Source organism: Citrobacter sp. wls827 (assembly GCF_005280875.1).
GTDB lineage: Bacteria > Pseudomonadota > Gammaproteobacteria > Enterobacterales > Enterobacteriaceae > Citrobacter > Citrobacter youngae.
On the sequence record NZ_SZWR01000010.1, the window covers coordinates 228,474 to 231,845 of the forward strand.

General features: G+C 52.8%; 2 protein-coding genes and 1 pseudogene. All 3 read left to right on the forward strand.

Translation table 11 applies throughout. The features are described from left to right. Window positions 1-456 (forward strand): annotated as a pseudogene (gene fadI, locus FDX03_RS23000) (acetyl-CoA C-acyltransferase FadI); the annotation flags it as partial. Next, window positions 456-2,603, forward strand: coding sequence for a fatty acid oxidation complex subunit alpha FadJ (gene fadJ, locus FDX03_RS04460; RefSeq protein WP_137345532.1), 2,148 nt, complete (start codon window positions 456-458; stop codon window positions 2,601-2,603). The pseudogene fadI and the gene fadJ, both read left to right, overlap by 1 nt. Before the next feature lie 208 nt (window positions 2,604-2,811). Next, on the forward strand, window positions 2,812-3,297 hold the full coding sequence (gene sixA, locus FDX03_RS04465; protein ID WP_048211041.1) for a phosphohistidine phosphatase SixA: 486 nt from the start codon (window positions 2,812-2,814) through the stop codon (window positions 3,295-3,297). Window positions 3,298-3,372 lie beyond the last annotated feature (75 nt).

Sequence of the window (3,372 nt, forward strand, 5' to 3'; positions counted from 1 at the left end):
ACGGAGTCGCGTGCGAAAGAGTTAGGGCTGGTACCGCTGGGATATCTGCGTAGTTTTGCCTTTACCGCCATTGATGTCTGGCAGGACATGCTGTTGGGGCCGGCGTGGTCAACGCCGCTTGCCCTGGAGCGTGCAGGCTTAACCATGGCGGATTTAACGCTTATTGATATGCATGAAGCCTTTGCCGCACAAACGCTGGCGAACCTCCAGTTGCTGGGCAGCGAGCGTTTTGCCCGCGAAGTGCTGGGGCGCTCCCACGCCACTGGCGAAGTCGATGACAGTAAATTTAACGTGCTGGGTGGCTCAATTGCCTATGGGCACCCCTTCGCCGCCACCGGTGCACGTATGATCACCCAAACCCTCCATGAACTACGCCGCCGTGGCGGTGGGTTTGGTTTAGTCACCGCATGTGCGGCAGGTGGTCTGGGTGCGGCAATGGTTCTGGAGGCAGAATAATGGAAATGACATCGGCTTTTACGCTCAACGTGCGTCTGGATAACGTCGCCGTTGTCTCCATTGATGTGCCCGGAGAGAAAATGAACACCCTGAAAGCAGAGTTTGCTTCTCAGGTGAGGGCCATTCTGAAACAAATCCGCGATAACAAAGCATTGCGTGGTGTGGTGTTTATTTCGGCTAAACCCGATAACTTCATTGCCGGGGCGGATATCAACATGATTGGTAGCTGTCGCAGCGCGCAGGAAGCCGAAACGCTGGCCCGTCAGGGGCAGCAGATCATGGCAGAAATTAATGCATTGCCGATCCCGGTTGTTGCTGCTATTCATGGTGCCTGTTTGGGCGGTGGGCTGGAGATGGCGCTGGCGTGCCACAACCGTATTTGTACCGATGATGCTAAAACCGTACTGGGGTTGCCGGAAGTACAGTTAGGCCTGCTTCCCGGTTCCGGGGGCACCCAGCGATTACCCCGTCTTATTGGTGTCAGTACTGCGCTGGATATGATCCTGACAGGAAAACAGCTCCGGGCAAAACAGGCGCTAAAAGTGGGGTTGGTGGATGAAGTTGTACCACAGACCATTTTGCTGGAAGCCGCGATTGAACTGGCCAAAAAAGACAGTTCGGCGCACCGGGTTCTGCCCGTACGTGAACGCGTGCTGGCGGGGCCGCTGGGACGTGCGCTGCTGTTTCGTATGGTCAGCAAAAAGACGGCGCAAAAAACGCAGGGCAACTACCCTGCGACGGACCGCATTCTTGAGGTGATCGAAACCGGTCTCGCGCAGGGCAGCAGCAGCGGCTATGAGGCGGAAGCCCGCGCGTTTGGCGAGCTGGCGATGACTTCGCAGTCTAAGGCGCTACGGAACATCTTTTTTGCCAATACCGATGTAAAAAAAGATCCCGGTAGTGAAGCGAAGCCCGGCCCGCTGAATAGCGTCGGTATTTTGGGCGGTGGCCTGATGGGCGGCGGTATTGCTTACGTCACAGCCTGTAAAGGTGGCTTGCCGGTGCGCATCAAAGATATTAATGCTAAGGGAATCAACCACGCGCTGAAGTACAGTTGGGAGCAGCTTGAAACGAAGGTTCACCGCCGTCATATCAAAGCCAGCGAGCGTGATAAACAGCTGGCGTTGATTTCGGGAACCACCGATTATCGCGGTTTTGCGCATCGCGATCTGATTATTGAAGCGGTATTCGAAGATCTGTCGTTAAAACAACAGATGGTGGCAGAAGTTGAGCAGAATTGTGCCCCTCATACTATTTTTGCGTCAAACACCTCATCTTTACCGATTGGCGATATTGCGGCTAATGCTACCAGACCTGAACAGGTAATTGGTCTGCACTTCTTTAGCCCGGTAGAAAAAATGCCACTGGTGGAAGTGATTCCGCATGCAACAACCTCTGAGCAGACGATTGCCACAACCGTTAAGTTAGCGAAAAAGCAGGGCAAAACGCCGATTGTTGTCCAGGATAAGGCTGGCTTTTACGTTAACCGTATTTTAGCGCCTTACATCAACGAAGCGATTCGTATGCTGACCGAAGGCGAGCGCGTCGAGACGATTGATGCCGCGCTGGTTAAGTTTGGTTTTCCGGTAGGGCCAATCCAACTTTTGGATGAGGTCGGAATTGATACGGGCACTAAAATTATACCAGTGCTTGAGGCCGCCTATGGAGAACGTTTTAGCGCACCTGCAAATGTTGTTGCTTCAATTTTGAATGATGATCGCAAAGGTAGAAAAAATGGTCGGGGTTTCTATCTTTATGGCGCGAAAGGGCGTAAAAGCAAAAAACAGGTTGACCCTGCAATTTATACGCTTATTGGCGTCCAGGGTCAGGGCCAACTCACAGCCCCGCAAATTGCAGAGCGGTGTGTCATGTTAATGCTTAACGAAGCAGCACGCTGTTTTGGTGAGCAGGTCGTCCGTAGCGCACGTGATGGCGATATCGGCGCTGTATTTGGTATTGGTTTTCCGCCATTCCTCGGCGGCCCGTTCCGGTATATGGATTCTCTCGGTACGGGTGAAGTGGTTGCGGTTCTGCAACGACTGTCCACGCAATATGGTTCACGGTTTACGCCGTGTGAACAGTTATTGCAGATGGCGGAACGTGGTGAAAGATTCTGGGATATCGGGGAAACTGACCTGAATTCATGAGGTCAAAGGTAGGATGAATCCGCACCGAATGTATGGATCGCGCTCAAAATGTAAACAGAGATTGACTATACTTACGCCGTTGAGGTAAAAAACAGCGTTTCATTCGGTGAATGGATAAGGCACAATGCCGGCCACCACATCGTTACCACGGTCAATAGGGGCGGTGAATAAAGGTGTTGGTGATCCTGGTTAACAAAAGCGGTGCAATATGCAAGTTTTTATCATGCGTCACGGCGACGCGGCCCTCGATGCCGCCAGTGATTCAGTTCGTCCTTTAACCTCTTGTGGTTGTGACGAATCTCGCCTGATGGCGAACTGGCTTAAAGGTCAAAAAGTGGATATCGAACGTGTTCTGGTGAGCCCGTTCCTACGAGCCGAACAGACGCTGGATGTGGTGGGAGAGTGTATGAACCTGCCAGCCGGTGTGGATGTTTTGCCGGAGCTGACTCCCTGCGGCGATGTCGGTCTGGTCAGCGCCTATTTACAGGCTCTGGCCAATGAAGGTATCGCCACGGCACTGGTAATTTCTCACTTACCGTTAGTGGGATATCTGGTGTCTGAGCTTTGCCCGGGTGAAACGCCGCCGATGTTTACCACATCTGCGATTGCCAGCGTAACGCTTGATGAGAGCGGAAAGGGCATTTTCAACTGGCAGATGAGCCCGTGTAATTTGAAAATGGCAAAGGCGATTTAATCGAACCCGTGCCACGTTTCATCGTCCGGATAAGGCACAGCCGCTATCCGGAAAATCAAAGAGCCGCAAATGCGG